We start from the raw sequence: 20,639 nt of genomic DNA on the forward strand, positions 1-20,639 counted from the left end.
ATTTCTCCCGACCTTGTCATCTCGACCGAAATGGAGCGATCCCGAGAATTCGGGAAAGCGCAATGCAGCGGAGAGATCTGCGTAGCCTGCCAAGGGAATGAGCGTAACCACGAAAACCCTTTCCCTGCCTTGCCGGCATCGTAAAACCCTTTCCCTTTTCCTTTCCCTAACGTCCGCATTCGCTCCCGCCAGGGCAAGGGGACTCGTTGGTGAACTTGTTATTTTTGAGAACATACAGGGTTTGGTGGGTGCATCGTTTTGAACCGGGATTTCAGGATTTCAGCCTGCCTGCCGTTGAGGTAGGGATGACTGGGATTATTACCGCCTCCGAAGGTTGTCACCCCGAGTCGCGTAGTAAGTTGAAATAGGAAGAGGTAGTCTATCGCGAGGGGTCTCAAAGGCTGCAATGCTTGGAATGTAAGATAGGTCTGGTTCGTGTGGTTGGAGTTACAAAATTGCTTACACAACAAAAACCCAATCCCTGCTTCGCAGGCCGGGTTGTCAACGAGTACAAAATGATCAGGGAAAGGGAAACATTGAACCTGAGAGAAATACTTTTTATCATAAGGCTTTAATGAACACATATAATTCATCAACGTAGGTTTCCAAAAGGGGTAAAACATAAATTTGGGTACAAGAAGCATGCACTGCTCTCGGTAAACGATCTCAAGCATCATATTTAATGATAGCTTCATAATTTAGGGTATTAGATGAGCGCCAAATTTCCTAAGTTTGCCCCTCTTTTGTATAAGATTGAAAAGAAATTTTCAGGATGAAGGCATGTTAAAGTACGGGTAAGTGAAAACGCAGGGTTAAAACCCATTTTGAAGTTGACTTTTAAAACCCGAAAAAAATGAAACATTCTAAATCAGAAACACCGGACATTTCTCCTTCTTGCGGAGGAAGTCTCGAAGAAGGGGAAACTACTTTTACCGCAGGTTTTGGAAGTGGTGTAGTAGTCATCCGGAATGTACCGGCCACCATCTGTACACAATGCGGAATGGAATGGCTGGATGATGCCATCACCGACAAAATTGAAACCATTGTAAAACAAGCCAAAGAAAAGCACAGCATCGTAGAAGTGATGTCGCTTTCAGCTTGAGAACATCGAACACCGAACATTGAAGGAAGAAAGAATTACTGATTAAATGGATTATGGGATGACTAAGAAAACGTACCGCGGTCTCGCTGAGCCGCGTGGTGGATTAGGCTTGGTTGCCCTGTCATGCAAAACCCAATCCCTGTCCCTTGCCCTAACGTCCGCATTCGCTCCCGCCAGGGTAAGGGAACTCTTTGGGAAGTTAGCAGGCAGTTAAAACAAAGAAATTGAAAGAAACTGACATATTGATCCACGGATTAAACGAATTACAGGATGAAACAGATTTCTCCCTGTTTACTGCTCACTGCCAACTGTCACTGAAAAGCCAGGGTTAAAACCCATGCTTGCGAACCGGAAGGCATTATTGCCTGAATTACATTAAATGAACTGATAACTGATAACTGATAACTGTTTACTGAAAAACAATTAACCTTCGGCCTTAGAAAAAAGACCGTTAAGAAAATGATGAAATGAAGCGTAAAGAAAGAAATCATACTCATAAAAGGCAGTCATCCCGGACAAGACGAGGCGGAGCAGAGTCGCCGATCCGGGATCTCCCTGAAGAGGCTTGGGGTATCGATCAACGCCCAGGTGAAGGACCATTGATTTCTTTTAGTCCCGAGCAGTCGGGAGAATCATTTTTAAAGCTTAAGAACCCCAACAATAATCTTTCATAAATGATAAATTAAGCATTAAAACAAACGGTGGTAGATATGAGTAAAAAAAATGACCTTTTAAAAGAAGCATTATTGCTGGAGCCTAAAGAAAAAGCAACTATAATTGAGGCGCTTATGAAAAGCCTTGATGCTCCGGATGAGGCTATTGATGCATTATGGAAGCAAGAATGTGAAAGCAGAATAGAAGCCTACGAGAAGGGGGCCCTCAAGGCAGTTTCAGTACATGAAGCTTTTGCCAAATACCAAATTGATGCCGATTAAGCATGGAGATCCGGCTATTAGATGCTGCACAACAAGAAATGGATGAATCGTTTGAGTTTTATGAAGAACAAAAGGCAGGTTTAGGGCATGATTTCCTTGCAGAAATATTGGCGACACTTAAAAGGATTAAACAGAATACGGAAGCATGGAACCCATTTTCTGAACGGACCAGAAGATGCCTGGTGAATCGGTTTCCCTATGGGATTGTGTATCAGGTCCGGGTAGATGAAATATTGGTGGTGGCCGTTGCCCATTTACACCGAAAACCGGGCTATTGGAAAAACAGGATTACTAAAGACAATTAAAAAATGGGTAAAAAAGAAATCAAACTAACAAAAGGCAGGCAGGCCGGTCAAACCGCAGTCCCGTGTACACGGGAGAGGTGCAGAACCGGGATCTCCCTGCTTTACTTGGGGTGTTGATCAAAGCACCAGGGTTAAAACCCATGCTTGCGTACCGGAAGACATTATTGCCTGAATTACATTAAATGAACTGTTAACTGTTAACTGTTAACTGATAACTGATAACTAATAACTGATAACTGTTTACTGAAAAACTATTAATCTTCGGCCTTAGAAAAAAGACCGTTAAGAAAATGATGAAATGAAGCGTAAAGAAAGAAATCATACCGGCGAGAGGCCAGGCACTAGCAACACTAGTGAAGGACCATTGATTTCTTTGAGTCCCGAGCAGTCGGGAAAATCATTTTTAGGGCTTTTTTCTACAGCCTTGTCCCGAGAATTCGGGATGCTTCGTTTTGTATCAAGACAAAATGAAGAGGGAGGAGGGCGAGATAACCCATATATTTCCAAAGAAATTTAAGTTTGAAGCAGGACCTTCGTAACGAGCAAAAAAACATTTTGAACCACGGATTAAACGGATTACAGGATGACACGGAAAAAAAGTTCAAAGTTGAATGTTCGATGTTCATCTGTTCAAATCGGCCTTAGAAAAAAATGCGTAAAGAAACGGACGTAATGCAGCGTAAAGAAAGAAATCATACCGCTGATAAATTCAGCACCAGCAACGCTCTTGAAGGAGCATTGATTTCTTTTAGCGTAATGGAGACCGTTTTAGCATTATTTTCGCAGCCGAGAGCTTTTGTTTCTTTTGTCGGTACAAAAGAAAGTAAAGGTTATTTCCAAGCAAAAAATTTATATTTAAAATTATAGAATGACTCAATTAGATAGTTTACTTAAAAAAATTGAAGACCAGTCCTATACAATAGGTATTGTAGGTTTAGGATATGTTGGACTACCCTTGATGTGGACCTTCCACCAGCAAGGAATGCCCGTACTCGGTTTTGACATCGACGATAAAAAAGTCCAAAACCTCAAAAACGGCATCCCATATATTAAACACCTCGGAACCGAGATGATGGAAACCCTCGCCAATTCCGACAAGGCAGACGCCACTACCGATTTTTCCCGCCTCGATGAAGCGGATGCGATTCTCATGTGCGTGCCTACCCCGCTCGACCATCACCGCGAGCCGGATATGAGCTATGTGGAGCAGACCACCGAAACCGTTTCCAAATATTTACGCAAAGGACAGCTGGTGATCCTGGAATCCACCACCTGGCCGGGCACCACCGAGGAGCTGATGATCCCGATTTTGGAGAAGAACTCCGGACTGAAAGCAGGGAAAGATTTTTACGTGGCCTACAGCCCCGAGCGCGAAGACCCGGGTAACCCGGATTTCAACACCGCCAGGATTCCTAAAGTAGTAGGCGGACATGGAGAGGAAGCCCTCAAGCTGGCCACCGCCATGTACGATACGGCTATTGTGCAAACCGTTCCGGTCTCCGACTGCAAGACCGCCGAGGCGGTGAAACTGACCGAAAATATCTTCCGCTCGGTGAATATTGCCCTGGTGAATGAGTTGAAGGTGGTGTACGAAGCCATGGATATTGACGTACATGAAGTGATTGATGCCGCAGCCACCAAGCCTTTTGGCTTCATGAAATTCACGCCCGGACCCGGACTGGGCGGGCACTGTATTCCCATTGACCCGTTCTACCTTACCTGGAAAGCCCGCGAGTTTGAAAAACATACCCGCTTCATTGAGTTGGCCGGAGAGGTGAACACCGACATGCCCCGCTACGTGGTAGAGCGCACCATGCACGCACTCAACACCCATAAAAAAGCCATGAACGGCAGCAAGATCCTCGTGATCGGACTCGCCTACAAACCGGATGTGGATGATATGCGGGAATCACCGACCTTCAAGATCTTTGACCTGCTGAAAAAGAATGGGGCCGAAGTTTTTTATTATGATCCCTATCTTCCAAGCATTCCAAAAAACAGGGATTTTGCTGAATGGACGGGTACAACCTCCGTTGAGTGGAACAAAGCAACTATTTCATCTTTTGACGCAACCATCATCTCTACCAATCATTCCAATATAAATTATGCAGAACTTGCTGAATGGAGTGAGTGTGTTGTGGATACGAGGAATGCGATGAATGGATTAGTGGCTAAAAACGAGAATCATATTTTTAAAGCTTAGATAAGAATCAATGCTAAAAGGAAAATCAATACTAATAACAGGTGGTACAGGCTCCTTAGGGAAAGCTTTAACCGAACATATTTTTAAAACATATCCGGATGTAAAAAGACTAGTAATCTACTCTCGGGATGAGCAGAAGCAGTTCCAGATGGGGCAAGAATATCCTCATGATGATTATCCTCAGATTAGATTTTTTATTGGTGATATTCGAGATGAAAAGCGAATTAAGCGAGCCTTAAAGGGGATTGATTATGTAATCCATGCAGCAGCAATGAAGCACGTTCCCATTGCTGAGTATAACCCTATGGAGTGTATCCAAACGAATGTATTAGGGGCAGAAAATTTAATCAATGCTTGTCTTGAAACAGAAGTTGAGCGCGTAGTGGCCTTATCAACTGATAAAGCTTGTGCACCTATTAATTTATATGGCGCGACAAAATTGACGTCTGATAAATTATTTATTGCAGCAAATAACATAAGAGGATGGAATCCAATAAAATTCTCTGTAGTTCGATATGGAAATGTGATGGGATCAAATGGTTCTGTCATCCCTTTCTTTTTGAATAAACGTAAAGAGGGTGTTCTTCCAATTACTGATCCTAATATGACGCGCTTTAATATTTCTCTTCAGGGAGGAGTGAATATGGTAATGCATGCCTTAGAGCACGCGTGGGGTGGTGAATTGTTTGTCCCAAAAATCCCATCATACCGTATTACAGATGTAGCTGAAGCAATTGGTCCGGATTGCGAAAAACCAGTCATTGGGATTCGCCCTGGTGAGAAAATTCATGAAGAGATGATTACTTCTTCTGATTCTTTCAATACCTATGATTTAGGAAAGTACTATGCAATACTACCTCAAGTACCCCGGTTTAAGCTTGAAGATTTTATCGAGCAGAATAATGCTAAGCCTGTCGAACAAGGGTTTCGCTATAACTCCGGAGAAAATGAAGAATGGGAAACGGTGGAAAGTCTTCGAAAACTCATTAAAGAACATGTAGACCCAACCTTTGAGGTGTAATGAATATGGAAGCAATACCTTATGGTCGACAAGATATCACAGATGAAGACATACAGGCAGTTGTCGAGACTTTAAAGTCGGATTATCTAACCCAAGGTCCACGTATAGCCGAATTTGAAGAAGCTTTTGCAGATTATGTTGGTTCTAAATATGCGGTAGCTATTTCTAACGGCACGGCAGCTCTTCACTTATGTGCAATTGCATTAAATGTAGAAGAAGGAGATAAAGTTATTACAACTCCCATTACCTTTGCAGCCTCCGCCAATTGTGTTCTGTACTGTGGGGGTGAAGTAGTTTTTGCTGAAATTGACCCAGCAACATATCTATTGGATATCAATAAAGTAAGGGAGCTTTTGGAGTCTACACCTAAAGGAACGTATAAAGGAATTATCCCAGTAGATTTTGCCGGGCGAGCCGTTGACCTCGAAGCTTTTCGACAACTGGCAGATGAATATGATCTGTGGATCATTGAAGATGCCTGTCATGCTCCAGGTGGATACTTTACTGATAGCAAGGGCACTAAACAGTATTGTGGAAACGGAAACTTTGCTGATTTAGCGATTTTTTCCTTCCATCCTGTAAAACATATTGCTTCCGGTGAAGGCGGAATGATCACTACCAATGATAAAGAACTATACAAAAAACTTCTCAAGCTCCGTACACACGGTATCACAAAAAACGAGTCTGAGTATAAAAACTCCATAGAGTTCGCAGTTGGGACAACTCAAAATTCAAATCTAAACACTCAAAACTACCCCAACTGGTATATGGAAATGCAGGAGCTCGGGTACAACTACCGAATTACCGATTTCCAGTGTGCATTGGGAACTAGCCAACTTAAGAGAGCGGATGTGGGAATTGAACGAAGAAGGGAAATTGCTGCAACGTATAAAAAAGCTTTTGAAGGAAAAGAGTTTATAAAAGGACAATCAGGTATTGTCGAAGGGCATGCTTATCATCTGTATGTGATTGAAGCAGGAGATCGTTTGGGGCTGTATAATTATCTGAGAGAACAAAGTATTTTTGCCCAGATTCACTACATCCCTTGTCACCTGATGCCTTATTATCGGCAGTTTGGCTGGAAAGAAGGAGATATGCCAAATGCTGAAAACTATTACAAGCATTGTATTAGTTTGCCGATGTATCCTACTCTGACTGTTGAGCAACAGGATTTCGTAATTAATAAGATCAATGAATATTACGGATGAAAAATGTAGCAATCATACCGGCTCGAGGTGGAAGCAAGAGAATTCCACGGAAGAATATCAGAGATTTCCTTGGTAAACCTATCATTGCTTACTCTATTGAGGTGGTGCTGGAAAGTGGCCTGTTTGAGGAAGTAATGGTTTCTACCGATGATGAAGAGATTGCTGAGGTCGCTAAGAAATTCGGAGCAAAAGTTCCGTTCATGAGATCAAAAGAAAATGCAAATGATCATGCTACTACTGTAGATGTAGTTATTGAAGTGTTAAAAACGTATGAGCAACAGGGAAAGAATTTTGAAAGTGGTTGTTGTATCTACCCAACGGCTCCCTTGGTTAAGCGTATTTTTTTAGAAAATGCGTATGAGAGGTTAGTTAATAAAAACTTCAGTACTGTATTTCCAGTGGTAGAGTTTTCCTATCCGATACAACGTTCCCTTAAGCTAAGTGGAAAAGATAAAGTAGAAATGAATTGGCCGGAATATCTGGAGTCTCGTTCACAAGACTTGCTTAAGGCATACCACGATGCAGGGCAGTTCTATTGGTTCAATGTGGAAGGGATTCTTAAAGAGAAAAAACTCTTTGGAAAAAATAGTGGGGCAATTGTATTACCAAGCACCAGTGTTCAGGACATTGACACTGAAGAAGACTGGAAGCTAGCGGAAATGAAAGCAAAGCTGTCCAAATGAAACGGAAAGTATATATACGAACTGATGGAAGTGCTGATATAGGATTAGGGCATATCGTCCGGTGTATGTCACTTTCCCATATGCTGACAAATGATTTTACAATTCGTTTTTATGCATTAGAAATTCCAGATTCTTTAAAAACTGAGATCATTCAAAATGGATGGGAAATAACGGATATTGAGAAAGAATCGGATTTTTTAGAATCACTTTGTGGAAAGGAAATCGTGGCATTGGATGGGTATCAATTTGACTCCGATTACCAAAAACAGATAAAGAGTAAAGGATGCAAATTAGTTTGTATTGATGATTTTCACGATCAGTATTTCTATGCAGACTTAGTGATCAATCATGCTCCTGGAGTGTCAAAAGATGATTATGAGGGAGAGTCATATACAAAATATTTATTAGGCCCTGATTATGCTTTGCTTAGGCCAGAGTTTCTTGATAGTAACTCACAAGCAGAAAAGTGCTCGAAAGGTATAAAGAATATATTCATCTGTTTTGGGGGTGCAGATAGTAAGAATCTTACAGCTAAACTATTATCTTGGCTACCTTCAAAAGGTTACACGGTCACCATTGTACTTGGTAATGCTTACAACCATCAAGATGTATTGAATAAAATAAAAGAAGAAAGAAAGGATTTAGAGATTCATGTCAAAAGCTCTCTTAGTGCGAAAGAGATGAGAAATGAGCTTGAGAAGGCAGACTTAGCTATAGTACCTGCAAGTGGAATTTCATTGGAGGTATTAGTGGTTGGAGTCCCGGCAATTATTGGACATTATACATCCAATCAAGTTGTGATGTATGAAGGGCTGGTATCTAAAAAAGGATTCTATGCAGCCGATGACTTCAGTAAATCTAATTTTTCTATTGCATTAAAAGCTGCCAATGAAAACTATGAGCTTCCCGAACATAAAAACCCTTCCAATATTTCTAAAAGGTTAGAAAGTGAGTTTAAAAAGCTAAGATCTCAAATTGAATTAAGCGTAAGGAAGGCTACAGAAGAGGACATAGATGATCTTTTTGAATGGGCGAATGATCCTGTTGCACGGAAAAATTCTTACAGACAGGAGAAAGTTGAATATGCCTCACATGTGAAATGGGTAGTTAATAAACTTAGTGATTCTGATTGTTTGTTTTTAATATTTGAGAAAATAAAGAGTCAGAAAATTGGATTTGTCAGGTTTGATATAGATGAACATAAAAATTGGATCATTAGCATTAATGTAGCACCTTCACAAAGAGGTAAAGGTTACTCAGTAGAATTGCTAAGAAGAGCAGTTAAATATTTCATTAAAATGAAAGGAAAAAGAGTGGTTTGGGCTTATATAAAGAAAGTAAATATTGCTTCAATAAAAGCATTTGAACGTGCCGGTTTTGAAGTTCAGAAAGAAGTAAGCATTAAAGGTGAAGAAAGTATTTTAATGATATGGAAATAGGAAATTTTAAGATCGGTAGTAAAACATTTATAATTGCAGAATTATCAGCTAATCATGGCCATGATAAGTCTATTGCGATTGAAACGGTAAAGGCGGCAAAAAAGGCAGGGGCAGATGCGATAAAGCTCCAGACTTATCGACCGGATACCATTACTATCGATTGTGATAATAAATATTTTCAAATCAATGACGGCACTCAATGGGATGGGAGAACCTTATATGATTTATATGAGGAAGCTCACCTTCCCTGGGAATGGCATGAGGAGCTATTTAAAGTAGCCAGAGATGAAGGATTAACATGTTTTTCCTCACCATTCGATAAAACAGCCGTTGATTTCCTTGAGGAACTAAATACACCGGCATATAAAATAGCCTCTTTTGAAATACAGGATATTCCGTTAATAGAATATGCTGCTTCAAAGGGAAAACCTATCATCATGAGTACCGGAATTGCCATGAAAGAGGATATTAAACTTGCTATAGATACCTGCCGGAATGTTGGTAATGAAGAAATTATTCTGCTAAAATGTACCTCATCTTACCCTGCTCCAATTGAATTGGCCAACTTGAAAACGATGGTTGATATGAAAGAGCGATTTGGTGTTGAAGTGGGGCTTTCTGACCATACGCTTGGAAACACTGTTCCTGTGGTAGCGACCAGCTTGGGGGCAAAAGTTATTGAAAAACACTTTATTCTTGATAAATCAATAGGTGGTCCTGATGCAGACTTCTCCTTAGACTTGAAAGAATTTAGTTCAATGGTCAAAGCGGTAAGGGACGCTGAAATGGCGTTGGGAGAAGTGACCTACGAACTTTCTGAAAAGGTGGAAAAGAATAAGAAATTTGCCCGTTCTCTTTTTGCTGTGAAGGATATTAAGAAAGGGGAGAAATTTACGGAAAAGAATGTAAGATCGATAAGGCCAGGATATGGATTGCATCCAAAATATTTAAAGGAAATATTGAAGAATGAAGCTTCGAATGATATTGAAAGAGGTATTCCTATCACTAATCAACTTATAGCCAGAAATTGAAAGAGAAATTTATGATCAAGAGAAGGAAATGAAAAAATCACTTCTCTTAAATACTATAGGATCTGTTACTGATAAAGGCTTGCCATTTTTTATTGTCTTTATTGCTAATAAATATATGAATACTGATGAGTTTGGGTTTTGGGCTTTGTATGCACAATATCAAATTGCTGTAAGCACAATTATCTTTAGCCCTATATACAATAAATTTATGAGAAAATTTGGGGTTGGGGAAGAAAGTGTGATAAATTTAAAAATTTATCATTTTAAACTAGTATCTGTCTTAACATTAATCAGCGCTTTTCTGTTTGGGTATTTCTACAATATAAGTATCATAGATATGATTTTATTGTTTTTGTATTCATTGTTATTTGTTTTATATAATTATCTTTCAATACAGTTTAGATTTTTTAGTAAAGAACTATATTATGCTACACATTCTTTATTAAGATTATTTTTAGTGGCTGCCGGGATTGTTAGTGTTATCTATATTTATGGATCTCTGAAATTAGAAGTTTTACTTTGGCTTCTTATACTATCTCATATTCCAATTTTAATAGCATCGATAAAATATCTGTCTATAATAATTAAAAAGGGAGATGTTTTAGAATATATTCACTTAGCAGGATATGGAACGACATCTACTTTAATCAATGGAGTAGAAAAATTTACTTATTCAATTGTTGGTTTATCTCTGACTGAATTAGGTTATTATAATTTAGTTTACACCCTGTCATCTTCACCAACTATACTTGTTGAGACGTTAAAAAAAACATTTCATCCAGATATTTATAAGAATGTTGGAAAGGGAAAATCGATACTTTCTGGATTTTCTAAATTATCTAAAATGCTGTTGTTGCTACTTGCAGTAGGTCAATTAATAATACCAATAGTAGCGTATTATATGTTGACTTATTTAAATTTAATTAATGAAGAATTCTATAAATATCCATTTGTCACAGATATTTTAATATTGTCATTTGGCTTTGTGTTATATAATTACTTTCATTTTGTAAACCCATATTATTTTGGAAATAAAAAAAGCCCTGTATTGATAATTATTCAATTGTTTTCTGTGACTGTTTTCATTCTCTTCAGTTTAATGTTGGCATTATTCTTTACTGATCTAAACAGTTTAAGATCTGTTGTAATATCAAAATCAGTAATGATTTCTTTAGTTTTCATTTTGAGCTTTACATTTTATAAAGTTACAACAGCGAGAAAGACTAAATGAATTATAAATTAAAAGATTGCTTCAGGTATACCGAGGAAAGATTTAACGATTATGCTGAACTATCATATCATATTCCACAGATTATTTTTAACACATTATATTATGCAATAAAAATACTTCATATTTTTGGTGTTTCGAGGCTTTTAAAGTCAATGGCTACTAAACAAATTTCAAAATTTGATTTAAGTAATGATGAAGTTGTTAAATTTGTATTAACTAAAAACCAGTTTCAAGTTGCCGATTTTATAAATAAAAATAGAATTGATTATCCAATTATTGGATTAGGTTTTTCACACAAAACGGTAGATCTGAGCATAAACAAAGTTCAGCTTTTACTTTTCTCTTTATATTCTTGGGATAAAATTGAATATCTTTATAGAGAAGCTAAAAGTGATGACTTGTTGTTAAAAAATAATATCAGGTTATTCGAGTTTATTGGAATATCAAACGTTTTGGATTTGCTACCGAATTTCAAGGTGGCCATTAAATTTAATGATCATGGCCCACACAGTACTTATCTCTTTGATAAGTTGAAAGAGAAGAATACAAAATGTGTATTTATTCAGCACTCCACTACCGGTAAGTATATGCCTAATATTTTATATCATGATCTCAATTATTTGTTTAGTCAACAATCAGCAGAACATTATGATAATAAAGACAATCGTGTTAGATTCATTTTGGGTTGTGACCTTAGGATAAAAAAATTAGAATTTGAGATTACACATGAAAGTGAAGGCAACGCAATATTAATTGCTACAAATGAATTAGATAGGTTAGAACCTGTCATAGAGTGTATCGAAAAGCTTAAAAAAGCATTTCCTGAACGGAAAATTATATACAGACCTCATCCAAGAGACAAAAGAAAGCTAAAAACTAATTTGGTTGATGAAATTTCTAATAAGAAACTTCCTGTCGATTTAGCTCGTTCAGAGATGGTTTTAACTAATGAAAGTGGGATAGCATTGGAAGCATTGGCTGTGGGTAAATTTTTTTATAAATGTTCTTTTTTTTCAAAGAATATTGATAATTATGGTTTTTTAGAAAATGAATTAATTCAAAATCATTTTCAGAATATCGATGAATTGATTAAAGCAATAAGTAACAAAGAAATTACTTATAGCAAATCTAAATTACAGCATTTTGTAGGGAATTTGGATACATTCAATGAAACGATGATTTTTTTAAAAATGGAAATTAATCAATTAAAATCATGAAATACTTTATATCTGAAATCAAATACAAACTCAATGAGTTTTTGCAAGCAAATCCAGAGGGCTCTATCTATAAAGATGTTAAGAAGAATGGGTTATCTTTATTAGAAGGATTTCTAACTGAAAAAAAATGTGAAAAGCTTAAAAATAGTTTTGATAAAACGTTAGAACAAAATTCTGAACTTTTTTGGAAAGACAATACAGATAGCGATGTTCGTTTTTTTGGTATTGATCTTTTAAATGATGACTTTAAAGAACTTTTTCAAGATGATAGATTGACTGAGGTTTTTAAAAAATACATTGACCAGTTCAAACGGTATAGATTTATAATGGCTAATAGAACCAAGTTTGTTCCAGGAAATGAAGGAAGTGGTGGGGGGTGGCACAGGGATTCTATCAATAGAAGACAGTTAAAGTATATTGTATATCTAAATGATGTCACAGAATATAACGGTGCATTTGAATATCTCGCTGGAACCCACAATGCATCTGACAAATTTAAGATCAATAATTATCTTGGAATTTCTAAATCAGAAACTAGATATAAAGATGATGAAATCAATAAAGTCAAAGAGAAGTTTCCCGAATATAAATCAGTAATTTGTGAAGCCAAGAAAGGTTCAGTGATAGTTGTTGATACGAGTGGGATTCATAGGGGAAGACCTCTTAATGAGGGTCATAGATATGCAATAACTCAATATATGAGTGATACTGAAATTTCGGATGGCTTAAAAAAGCAAATTAAACTAGAAGTTGAAAACAAGTACTATTTAGATAAATTTGCAAAGAATTAAACTTTCAAAAAGTGCCTACAGAGTGTGGGGGATAGTTTATATTGTGTTTTTTGTTGTTCCGATGATTGCACATTTATACTCACCTGAGGCATTTTCATTATATTTTTCAGAGTATGACCATATTGAGAATAGCTTATATGTAGTTTTGTTTTTTGTTATAACTGCTATTTTCTATAAACAAAAAGTGTATTTGCCTTTAATTTTCAAGAAGATTCCAAATCTATATGAAAAAAGACTGTTAGTTTATTTACTAGTTTTACTTTACTTATTCTCTTCCGTATATTTTTCATTAAAATATGGTATAAATTTTAGGCATAAAAGCAATCTTTCCGAAGAAGGTTTTATACCAATTATGTTATTTGCTTTGTCAATATTGTCAAAAAATTATTTGTTGTATTTAATATTTAAGAAAATTTTTGGATTTACGATTAAAGCGAGAGAGAAAATTGTTGTTACAATAATAATATTTTCAATTATTATGTCGTTCAATGCTAGTCAAGATGTGCTATTTATTGGTGCTGGACTTTTATTACTTTTTAATAGTTTAAATTTTGTATGGAAGAACAAATCCATTAATAATTTTAAAAATGTAATAAAAGATCTTAATTATAAGATTATTCTTACATTGATTTCTGTCTTGGTGGTGTTGGGAGGGTTTTTAAATAAAAGAGGATTTGAAGGGACGGTTGATTTATTAAAAAAGGAAAATATATCGAATACTCTCTTAATTACAATACAAAGAATAAGTGTGCATTATTTTTCAGTAATTGTTAATGCGGAATATTTGGAATCTGATGAAGAGGAGAAAGTACTCTCGGGGATGTTTGAGAAAATTAAATATAGAGGATGTGTATTAATAGGAAATGATTGCAGAAAAACTGATGTAGGAAGTGTTAGTAATTTAAATGCAGAAAGAATAAATCCATATCAAGTAAGGGTTGATGCTGGTGCTACACCAGGTCTTATAGCGTCAGTTTTTTTCTTCCCTAATTTATTAATCGGGTATTTATTTGTGACTATGTATTGGGTATTCTTGATGTCCTTATTTTCCCATGTTTTAAATAATAGGTTCGATCACTTAAGTTGGTCGGGCGCAGTGCTAATCGCATTTTTATCGCTTATAGTTTTTTTCCCAAGTCCTGTTGATATGTTAAATATATTTTCAAAACCATTCATCGGATTTATTTCATTTTATTTTACTTGTCTTTGGTTTATTAATCTAAAGAAAAAACATGAATCGATTTTAATTTTTAACTCACAAGCTTGAAAATTGTAAATTTCATACATATTGGGCCGGGAAGAAGTGGGACAACATATATTTATGAAGCTTTAAAGCATCATAATGATATTGTTTTACCAATAATCAAGGATCTTAATTTTTTTAATGAGAATTATAAAAAGGGAATTGATTGGTACCACTCTAAATTTGATGATGTAAAATCAGGGAAATACGGCGAACTCTCAAATAAGTATTTTTACAATAATAAGGTAGCAGAAAGAATCTATAACTATAATCATGACATTAAAATAATTACGGTTTTAAGAAACCCATACGAGTTTATTTTATCAGCGTATAACTATAGAAAAAAATCTGGAGAATTGCCCCCAGAAATCAGTTTTATCGAAGCCGTATCTCAACAACCGGATTTACTTAAAAATTGTGAATATGAAAGGTTACTAAATCCCTACATAAATAAATGGGAATCTGATAAACTTTTTATAAGATTATTTGAAGATTTTAAAAATGATCAAGCTAATTTCTTTGATGATTTAGCTAAATTTTTATCAATAGAGAAATTTTCTCAATTACCGGAGAAGAAAGTAAATCCGAGCGGTAAACTGCGTTTTGGTTTTTTATGGAAAGTTGCAAATTGGAGTGCTAATAAATTAAGAGAACTTGAATTTTATAGAATCATGAATTTTGCTAAACACAATTCATTTATAAGAAAGATTGTCTATAAAGATAAAAACAGGGAAGATGATATAACTGAAAATATATTTTCTAATGAATTGATTGCTCAAATTAATTCCGAAATTGAAAAGTTAGAAAAATTACTTAATAAAGATTTAGGGGATTGGAAAAAATAAATGACCAATAAGATAACTGTTATTTGTCCAGTATATAATGAAGAAAGTTATATAAAAGACGTATTAGAATTTTGTGTAAAATCTGAACCTAAAAACAAAGAGATTATATTTATTGATGGAGCTTCGGAAGATAAAACGGTAAATATTATAAGGGAATACCAAGCAATTTACGATAACATCAATTTGTATCATAATCCTGATCGATATGTTCCTTTTGCTCTAAATAAAGCCTTAAAATATGCAAAAACCAATTTGATTGTACGGATAGATGCTCATACAAAGTACGCTGATGATTATTTCTTGACTATTCTAAAAACATTTGATGAAATAGATGCAGATATTGTGGGGGGACCCTATCGAATAGCATATAAAAATCAGTTCCAAAAAGTTGTAGGAATTGCTATTTCAAGTAAGGTAGGGGTTGGTGGCAGTAAGGTGCACGATATTAGCTTTCGTGGATATGTTGATAGCGTGGCATATGGGGCTTGGAAAAAAGGGTTATTTGATGATATCGGTTACTTTGATGAAAGATTAATGCGTAATCAGGATGATGAACTTCATTACAGGGCAAAAAGCAAAGGGAAAAAGATTTTCTTGAATCCTGATATTAAACTCTGGTATTATCCTAGAGAAACTTATTCTTCATTATTTCGACAATATTACCAATATGGCTTATTTAAACCCTTAGTTATAAGAAAGGTGAAATCAGAAATAAAACTAAGGCATATAATTCCATTATTATTTGTTATTTATTTATTTGTTTTACCTATTAGTATAATGTTGTTTTCTATTTATTTAGTTATTCCTTTATTGATTTATTTAGTCCTAATTTTAGGGTTTTCTTTGATACAAAAGGAAATTAATTTTTTGGATAAAATGAAATTAGTAATTATTACTTTTCTTATTCATTTTGGATATGGACTTGGTTTTTTACTTGGGATTAAAAAGTTATTTAAATGAAAGTAGATTTTTCGCCTCCCTATATAGATTCAAATGTTAAAGAACATATAAATGATGTATTAGAGTCCGGTTGGATAACTACTGGGCCTAAAACAAAATTATTGGAAGATAGCATTGCAAAGAAATATGATATCCCTGCATGTGTAGGGGTGAATTCCTGGACATCTGGTGCAATATTATTCATGAAGTGGTGGGGTATAGAAGAGGGAGATGAAATAATAATTCCAGTCTATACTTATGCGGCAACAGCTCTTGCAGTAATACATGCTGGAGGAGTTCCTGTAATGGTAGATGTCAAAGATGATTTTACCATAGATGAAAATGCAGTTAAAGAGGTAATTTCAGAAAAGACAAAAATTATTATGCCCGTGGATATCGCAGGTATTACAGCAGACTATGAAGCCTTAAACAGGATTGTAGAAGAGAAAGCTATAGTTGAAAAATTTAGGCCTCGAAACAAAAAGCAAAAAGATCTGGGCAGAATATTAATATTGAGTGATGCTGCACATTCTTTAGGAGCCAAATTTGAAAATAATTATTCAGGTACCTTGTGTGATGTTACCATATTTTCACTTCATGCTGTGAAAAATGTTACCTCTGCTGAAGGGGGGATCATTGCATTAAATTTACCTAAACCTTTCGAAAATGAGCAATTGTATGCAGAGTTGAGAAGGTTTTCACTTAATGGGCAGACGAAGGATGCTTTTACGAAATCCAAAGGTGGCAACTGGAAATATGATATTGTAGAAGCAGGAATGAAATGTAATATGCCTGATTTAAATGCAGCTTTAGCTTTAGGTCAATTTGAACAATATGATGAGCTTTTAGATAAACGTAAATCTATATATTCAATTTATAATATTTTTTTTCAGGCAAAAGAATGGGCGTCTGTTCCTAAGTATGATTCTAAAATTAAATCAAGTTATCATCTTTATCCAGTGAGATTAAAAGTAACTGAAAAGGAAAGAGATGCCATAATTGATTATGCAGCAAAACAAGAAGTTTCAGTGAATGTGCATTTTCAACCACTTCCTTTGCTGACATATTTTAAAAGCATGAAAAATGTTCATTCGTATGATAATGCACTAAAACTATATCGAAAAGAAATAAGCTTGCCTATTTACCCTCAGTTATCAGAGGAACAAGCTCATTTTGTATGTAAAACTATTGAAGAAGGATATAAAGCAGTTGTTGAAAAATGAAAATACTGTTCGTGAGTTTTCACAGAGAAGGGGTTGAAACACTTAAATTTTTAAAAAAAAATGATAATGTTGAATTAGTAGGATGCTTATCGCTTACGGTCTCATCGAGCATGAATAAAAGTGGTACCTATAATTACAAAAACTTATGTGAAGAATTGTCAGTCAAATATTTTGAATGCAATCACATAAATGACCAAGTAACAAAGGCATTAATAAAGGATCTTGAACCGGATGTTTTAATGGTAATAGGTTGGGGACAGATATTGGATCAGGAAGTGCTGGATATTCCGAAAATAGGAACAATAGGAGCTCACGCTTCACTTTTACCAAAATATCGTGGTAGTGCTCCAATAAATTGGGCATTAATCAACGGTATCGATAAAACCGGTAATACCTTAATGTGGCTCGATAAGGGAATTGATAGTGGGAAAATAATTGATCAAAAGACTTTTGAGATAAATAATTATGACTCATGTGAAACACTTTATCTGAAAGTAGCCAAATCAAATAAAGAAATGGTCGAGTCAAAATTGGCAGAGATTCAAAAAAATGGAAGAATTGGGCAAGAACAGGAACACGACGATTCTGATCTTTTGCCAAGAAGAAGACCGGACGACGGCAAGATAAATTTTAATACCAATCCTGAAGTCTTATATAATTTTATAAGAGCACTTACAAAACCATACCCAGGAGCTTATTTTGTATTTGATAACCAAAAATTTGTTGTATGGAAAGCGTCTTTTTCTCCTAATACAGATTTAAATGTAGTCTCTGAAAAGGAGTTTAGTATAGGTGATATTATAGAACACACATATTCATTTACAGAAGAACTTTGTGGTATTAGAGTTAAATTAGAGAGTGGTTCAATTGTTTTTCATGAGCTTGAAAAAAATGAAGACATTTTCAAAGGTAAATCTTTGCATGATAGATTCCCCAAAGGAGTAAATATTAATGGATAAAAAGAAAGTCTTAGTTATTGCTGCGCACCCCGATGATGAAATATTAGGTTGTGGTGGTGTAGTAGCGTTGCATACAGAAAAAGGTGATCATGTGACCTCATTGATAGTTTGTGAGGGTGATTCATTAAGATATGATGACAAAACTGAGGAACACCAAAGTCAAATTTATAAAGCAGCTGAGATTTTAGGCGTAAAGGATGTTATATCTCTAAAATATCCCGATCAAAAGTTAGAAACGGTTGTTCTCACAGACTTGATTGATCCCATATTAGATGTGGTTAGAGAGGTTGAGCCAAATATTGTTTACTGTCAATATGGGGGAGATGTAAATCAGGATCATAAAATATTATTTGAAGCCATATTAGTGGCAACAAGGCCAACAGAAGAATTTATTGAAGTTGTCTATGCTTTTGATACAGCATCTTCAACAGAATGGGGTTACCCTCGGAATTTTATACCTGACACTTGGATAGATATTTCTTCTACATTAGGGGTTAAAATTAAAGCTATGGCTGAGTATAAAACAGAGTTAAGAGAATACCCTCATCCTCGTTCACTAAAAGCACTAGAGAATAAAGCCTATGCATGGGGTAATCAGTGTTTAATGGAATCTGCAGAAACTTTTATGACAATTCGAAGAGCACTCCGAAATGGTAAAGTGTATTAGATTTATTTTTTCTCTAATATTGATTATTAGTCTCTCTCCTTTATTTCTAATCGTTTCATTAGGAATTTTTTTAAGCGATCCAGGTAAAACATTATATGAAGCTCGAAGAGTTGGATTGGATGGTAAAGTATTTACCCTATATAAATTTAGATCCATGAAAAATTTCAAATCTGGGTCTAAGATCACATCAAAAGATGATGATCGAATTTTTTGGTTTGGAAAATTTATTAGAAAAACTAAAATAGATGAATTACCTCAGCTTATTAACATATTGAAAGGGGATATGGCTTTTATTGGTCCAAGGCCGGAAGACGAAGATATAGTAAAAGATTACTATGATGATTTTTTGAAAAAATCTCTGAAAGTAAAACCAGGTTTAGCAAGTCCTGGAAGTATTTTTAATTATACTCATCTTGAGGATCTTATTGACGACCAAAACGCAGAAGAAATTTATTTCGATAAGATTTTGAAAGTTAAGGTAGGGGTTGATGTACTTTACTCGCAAAACAAGAACATCTTTTATGATTTGAAGATTTGTTTTAAGACTATTTCAGTAATAACTCAAATGACCTTTGGACGAAAAAAATTTGAATATCCCCAAGAGTATTTGGATCTTATAGAAAGTCACAGTATAAGTTTATAAATTTGTCGGCTTCCCTAAAATTCGTCTGTCAGCTTCCCTAAAATTCGTCCGGTCTAAAGTAGAAAAACTCTTACTTTGAGCCCCTCCCCATTTATGTACCAGTTAAAAGTAGAGAATCGGACGTGATTTGATGTTTGTTAAGGTACTCATTCGGAGTTAAATCTCCGAGTGAACTATGAGGGCGAAAACTGTTGTATTCCTGTCTCCATGTCTCAATTTTTTCCTGAGCATCGGGTAGTGATAAAAACCAGTGAAGGTTTAAACACTCATCGCGAAAGCTCCCATTAAACGATTCAATATAGGGGTTGTCGGTTGGTTTTCCAGGCCTTGAGAAATCTAAGATAACTTGGTTATCGTAGGCCCATTGGTCGAGGATTTTAGAAATAAATTCACTTCCATTATCTACCTGAATGCGAGCAGGCACCCGGTTATATTGACTGCAAATAGATTCCATGACCTGCTTGACATCGGAGTGTCGGCTTCCCCAAAAACTGGGCCAGTTAAAAGTAGAATATTCGGGTTAATTTAAGAGTTCTATCGGTGTTTTATACCCCAAAGATTTATGGGGTCGATGGTGGTTATAATCGTACATCCATTGCTTGGTTTTGGTCCGCACTTCATCCAGAGTTTTAAACACATATGCATTCAGCAGTTCTTGCCGCATACTTCCATTCAAACGTTCGATATACGCATTTTGCGTAGGTTTACCCGGCTGGATAAAGGCTAAGGTGATTTGGTGCTGCTTACACCACTGATCAAGTTTTTGGGAGATAAATTCCGGGCCGTTATCCACCCGGATCATATTCGGAAGCCGACACAAGCAGTTTAAATTCGCCAAGGAGTATGAAGCAGGACCTTGGAAACAAGTGTAATCGGGCGGTTCTCACTGACATTAGGAACGAGGGCTTATTGAAGACAAAAATATTCTGCACTCTCCAAAAAAGGGAAGGAACT

Annotated in this window: 22 protein-coding genes and 2 pseudogenes; 22 read left to right on the plus strand and 2 right to left on the minus strand. The window is 35.7% G+C overall.

The annotated features are described in order from the left end of the window. The first annotated feature begins 853 nt into the window (after positions 1-853). The 22 genes from B151_RS0100015 (at position 854) to B151_RS17560 (ending at position 19,685) form a co-directional block, all read left to right on the plus strand. Complete coding sequence (locus B151_RS0100015) at positions 854-1,102, plus strand: type II toxin-antitoxin system MqsA family antitoxin (protein WP_020401526.1); 249 nt, start codon at positions 854-856, stop codon at positions 1,100-1,102. 467 nt (positions 1,103-1,569) lie between these two features. Further along, positions 1,570-1,776 (plus strand): hypothetical protein, encoded by a 207-nt coding sequence (locus tag B151_RS20045; RefSeq protein ID WP_020401527.1) that lies wholly within the window; start codon positions 1,570-1,572, stop codon positions 1,774-1,776. A gap of 36 nt (positions 1,777-1,812) precedes the next feature. Next, positions 1,813-2,037, plus strand: a complete 225-nt coding sequence (locus tag B151_RS0100030; RefSeq protein WP_020401528.1) for an addiction module protein — start codon at positions 1,813-1,815, stop codon at positions 2,035-2,037. A gap of 2 nt (positions 2,038-2,039) precedes the next feature. After that, complete coding sequence (locus tag B151_RS0100035; protein WP_020401529.1) at positions 2,040-2,342, plus strand: type II toxin-antitoxin system RelE/ParE family toxin; 303 nt, start codon at positions 2,040-2,042, stop codon at positions 2,340-2,342. Between the two features lie 298 nt (positions 2,343-2,640). Then, the gene (locus tag B151_RS0100040) at positions 2,641-2,859 is read left to right on the plus strand and encodes a hypothetical protein (RefSeq protein WP_020401530.1); all 219 of its coding nucleotides are present in this window, start codon (positions 2,641-2,643) and stop codon (positions 2,857-2,859) included. Between the two features lie 134 nt (positions 2,860-2,993). After that, positions 2,994-3,209 carry a hypothetical protein gene (locus tag B151_RS0100045; protein WP_020401531.1) on the plus strand — a complete coding sequence of 72 codons (216 nt, stop codon included), beginning with the start codon at positions 2,994-2,996 and terminating at the stop codon, positions 3,207-3,209. A gap of 1 nt (position 3,210) precedes the next feature. Continuing rightward, the gene (locus B151_RS0100050) at positions 3,211-4,545 is read left to right on the plus strand and encodes a nucleotide sugar dehydrogenase (protein WP_020401532.1); all 1,335 of its coding nucleotides are present in this window, start codon (positions 3,211-3,213) and stop codon (positions 4,543-4,545) included. A gap of 10 nt (positions 4,546-4,555) precedes the next feature. Continuing rightward, complete coding sequence (gene pseB / locus B151_RS0100055; RefSeq protein ID WP_020401533.1) at positions 4,556-5,566, plus strand: UDP-N-acetylglucosamine 4,6-dehydratase (inverting); 1,011 nt, start codon at positions 4,556-4,558, stop codon at positions 5,564-5,566. 5 nt (positions 5,567-5,571) lie between these two features. Next, positions 5,572-6,774 carry a UDP-4-amino-4,6-dideoxy-N-acetyl-beta-L-altrosamine transaminase gene (gene pseC / locus B151_RS0100060; RefSeq protein ID WP_157470621.1) on the plus strand — a complete coding sequence of 401 codons (1,203 nt, stop codon included), beginning with the start codon at positions 5,572-5,574 and terminating at the stop codon, positions 6,772-6,774. Beyond that, a complete protein-coding gene (pseF, locus tag B151_RS0100065; protein ID WP_020401535.1) occupies positions 6,771-7,457 on the plus strand; it encodes a pseudaminic acid cytidylyltransferase in 687 nt (228 codons plus the stop codon). Before pseC ends, pseF begins: the two co-directional genes overlap by 4 nt. After that, positions 7,454-8,896 carry a UDP-2,4-diacetamido-2,4,6-trideoxy-beta-L-altropyranose hydrolase gene (gene pseG, locus B151_RS19240; RefSeq protein ID WP_020401536.1) on the plus strand — a complete coding sequence of 481 codons (1,443 nt, stop codon included), beginning with the start codon at positions 7,454-7,456 and terminating at the stop codon, positions 8,894-8,896. The genes pseF and pseG overlap by 4 nt, the downstream gene beginning before the upstream one ends. Beyond that, positions 8,887-9,927, plus strand: a complete 1,041-nt coding sequence (pseI, locus tag B151_RS0100075; RefSeq protein WP_020401537.1) for a pseudaminic acid synthase — start codon at positions 8,887-8,889, stop codon at positions 9,925-9,927. The genes pseG and pseI overlap by 10 nt, the downstream gene beginning before the upstream one ends. 28 nt (positions 9,928-9,955) lie before the next feature. Further along, complete coding sequence (locus tag B151_RS0100080; RefSeq protein WP_020401538.1) at positions 9,956-11,158, plus strand: hypothetical protein; 1,203 nt, start codon at positions 9,956-9,958, stop codon at positions 11,156-11,158. A 152-nt stretch (positions 11,159-11,310) separates the two neighbouring features. Continuing rightward, positions 11,311-12,375 (plus strand): glycosyltransferase family protein, encoded by a 1,065-nt coding sequence (locus B151_RS0100085; RefSeq protein WP_157470622.1) that lies wholly within the window; start codon positions 11,311-11,313, stop codon positions 12,373-12,375. Next, positions 12,372-13,166, plus strand: coding sequence for a phytanoyl-CoA dioxygenase family protein (locus tag B151_RS0100090; protein ID WP_020401540.1), 795 nt, complete (start codon positions 12,372-12,374; stop codon positions 13,164-13,166). Before B151_RS0100085 ends, B151_RS0100090 begins: the two co-directional genes overlap by 4 nt. Then, positions 13,153-14,433, plus strand: a complete 1,281-nt coding sequence (locus tag B151_RS0100095; protein WP_020401541.1) for a hypothetical protein — start codon at positions 13,153-13,155, stop codon at positions 14,431-14,433. The genes B151_RS0100090 and B151_RS0100095 overlap by 14 nt, the downstream gene beginning before the upstream one ends. Next, the gene (locus B151_RS0100100) at positions 14,430-15,254 is read left to right on the plus strand and encodes a sulfotransferase domain-containing protein (protein WP_020401542.1); all 825 of its coding nucleotides are present in this window, start codon (positions 14,430-14,432) and stop codon (positions 15,252-15,254) included. Before B151_RS0100095 ends, B151_RS0100100 begins: the two co-directional genes overlap by 4 nt. Beyond that, entirely contained in the window at positions 15,255-16,214 is a 960-nt protein-coding gene (locus tag B151_RS0100105) for a glycosyltransferase family 2 protein (RefSeq protein ID WP_020401543.1), read from the plus strand. Continuing rightward, positions 16,211-17,416: a DegT/DnrJ/EryC1/StrS family aminotransferase gene (locus B151_RS0100110; RefSeq protein WP_020401544.1), complete on the plus strand. Its 1,206-nt coding sequence runs from the start codon at positions 16,211-16,213 to the stop codon at positions 17,414-17,416. Before B151_RS0100105 ends, B151_RS0100110 begins: the two co-directional genes overlap by 4 nt. Further along, entirely contained in the window at positions 17,413-18,375 is a 963-nt protein-coding gene (locus tag B151_RS0100115; RefSeq protein ID WP_020401545.1) for a methionyl-tRNA formyltransferase, read from the plus strand. The genes B151_RS0100110 and B151_RS0100115 overlap by 4 nt, the downstream gene beginning before the upstream one ends. Continuing rightward, on the plus strand, positions 18,368-19,042 hold the full coding sequence (locus B151_RS0100120; RefSeq protein ID WP_020401546.1) for a PIG-L deacetylase family protein: 675 nt from the start codon (positions 18,368-18,370) through the stop codon (positions 19,040-19,042). Before B151_RS0100115 ends, B151_RS0100120 begins: the two co-directional genes overlap by 8 nt. After that, positions 19,026-19,685, plus strand: a complete 660-nt coding sequence (locus B151_RS17560; RefSeq protein ID WP_020401547.1) for a sugar transferase — start codon at positions 19,026-19,028, stop codon at positions 19,683-19,685. Before B151_RS0100120 ends, B151_RS17560 begins: the two co-directional genes overlap by 17 nt. A 91-nt stretch (positions 19,686-19,776) precedes the next feature. Here B151_RS17560 and B151_RS17565 read toward each other — a convergent pair. Both B151_RS17565 and B151_RS17570 read right to left on the minus strand, forming a co-directional pair. Then, positions 19,777-20,154 (minus strand): annotated as a pseudogene (locus B151_RS17565) (integrase core domain-containing protein); the annotation flags it as partial. A gap of 51 nt (positions 20,155-20,205) precedes the next feature. Further along, positions 20,206-20,538, minus strand: a pseudogene (locus B151_RS17570) (integrase core domain-containing protein); the annotation flags it as partial. Positions 20,539-20,639: the final 101 nt, after the last annotated feature.

This window comes from Gracilimonas tropica DSM 19535 (assembly GCF_000375425.1).
Taxonomy (GTDB): domain Bacteria; phylum Bacteroidota; class Rhodothermia; order Balneolales; family Balneolaceae; genus Gracilimonas; species Gracilimonas tropica.

What these genes read in the sequence shown, in the direction of transcription:
- B151_RS0100050 (WP_020401532.1), top strand. Translation starts at nt 3,211, where the DNA reads ATGACTCAATTAGATAGTTTACTTAAAAAAATTGAAGACCAGTCCTAT.
- B151_RS0100045 (WP_020401531.1), top strand. Translation starts at nt 2,994, where the DNA reads ATGCGTAAAGAAACGGACGTAATGCAGCGTAAAGAAAGAAATCATACC.
- B151_RS0100015 (WP_020401526.1), top strand. Translation starts at nt 854, where the DNA reads ATGAAACATTCTAAATCAGAAACACCGGACATTTCTCCTTCTTGCGGA.
- pseI (WP_020401537.1), top strand. Translation starts at nt 8,887, where the DNA reads ATGGAAATAGGAAATTTTAAGATCGGTAGTAAAACATTTATAATTGCA.
- pseC (WP_157470621.1), top strand. Translation starts at nt 5,572, where the DNA reads ATGGAAGCAATACCTTATGGTCGACAAGATATCACAGATGAAGACATA.
- pseB (WP_020401533.1), top strand. Translation starts at nt 4,556, where the DNA reads ATGCTAAAAGGAAAATCAATACTAATAACAGGTGGTACAGGCTCCTTA.
- pseF (WP_020401535.1), top strand. Translation starts at nt 6,771, where the DNA reads ATGAAAAATGTAGCAATCATACCGGCTCGAGGTGGAAGCAAGAGAATT.
- B151_RS0100030 (WP_020401528.1), top strand. Translation starts at nt 1,813, where the DNA reads ATGAGTAAAAAAAATGACCTTTTAAAAGAAGCATTATTGCTGGAGCCT.
- B151_RS0100040 (WP_020401530.1), top strand. Translation starts at nt 2,641, where the DNA reads ATGAAGCGTAAAGAAAGAAATCATACCGGCGAGAGGCCAGGCACTAGC.
- B151_RS20045 (WP_020401527.1), top strand. Translation starts at nt 1,570, where the DNA reads ATGAAGCGTAAAGAAAGAAATCATACTCATAAAAGGCAGTCATCCCGG.
- B151_RS17560 (WP_020401547.1), top strand. Translation starts at nt 19,026, where the DNA reads ATGGTAAAGTGTATTAGATTTATTTTTTCTCTAATATTGATTATTAGT.
- B151_RS0100115 (WP_020401545.1), top strand. Translation starts at nt 17,413, where the DNA reads ATGAAAATACTGTTCGTGAGTTTTCACAGAGAAGGGGTTGAAACACTT.
- B151_RS0100120 (WP_020401546.1), top strand. Translation starts at nt 18,368, where the DNA reads ATGGATAAAAAGAAAGTCTTAGTTATTGCTGCGCACCCCGATGATGAA.
- B151_RS0100085 (WP_157470622.1), top strand. Translation starts at nt 11,311, where the DNA reads ATGGCTACTAAACAAATTTCAAAATTTGATTTAAGTAATGATGAAGTT.
- B151_RS0100090 (WP_020401540.1), top strand. Translation starts at nt 12,372, where the DNA reads ATGAAATACTTTATATCTGAAATCAAATACAAACTCAATGAGTTTTTG.
- B151_RS0100110 (WP_020401544.1), top strand. Translation starts at nt 16,211, where the DNA reads ATGAAAGTAGATTTTTCGCCTCCCTATATAGATTCAAATGTTAAAGAA.
- B151_RS0100080 (WP_020401538.1), top strand. Translation starts at nt 9,956, where the DNA reads ATGAAAAAATCACTTCTCTTAAATACTATAGGATCTGTTACTGATAAA.
- B151_RS0100035 (WP_020401529.1), top strand. Translation starts at nt 2,040, where the DNA reads ATGGAGATCCGGCTATTAGATGCTGCACAACAAGAAATGGATGAATCG.
- pseG (WP_020401536.1), top strand. Translation starts at nt 7,454, where the DNA reads ATGAAACGGAAAGTATATATACGAACTGATGGAAGTGCTGATATAGGA.
- B151_RS0100105 (WP_020401543.1), top strand. Translation starts at nt 15,255, where the DNA reads ATGACCAATAAGATAACTGTTATTTGTCCAGTATATAATGAAGAAAGT.